A 272-nucleotide genomic window follows, 5' to 3' on the forward strand; every position below is an offset into this window, starting at 1 on the left:
GGTGGCCTGGTGGTTCGTGCAAAGTGGCGACCAGGGTTTCGCGGTGCTCGACGCCCAGCCGAAACTGTATGCGTTGATTCCCATCCTGGGCTTGATCAGTGCCTCGGCACTGGTGAGCTACATCATTGCCAGCCGTTTGTTGGCATTCAGCCTGTTCGGGCTGCTCAGCTACGTGGAGCCGGTATTGCTGCTGGGTGTGGCGTTACTGCTGGGCGAAGGGATCAAGGACGGGCAATGGTTGACCTATATTCCGATCTGGTTGGCGGTGATGG

At 58.8% G+C, this 272-nt stretch carries 1 pseudogene; it reads left to right on the top strand.

What is annotated here, in order from left to right:
- Window positions 1–272 (top strand): annotated as a pseudogene (locus tag SB756_RS30165) (EamA family transporter RarD); the annotation flags it as partial.

The organism is Pseudomonas sp. SIMBA_068 (assembly GCF_046534705.1).
In the GTDB taxonomy this organism is placed as follows: domain Bacteria; phylum Pseudomonadota; class Gammaproteobacteria; order Pseudomonadales; family Pseudomonadaceae; genus Aquipseudomonas; species Aquipseudomonas putida.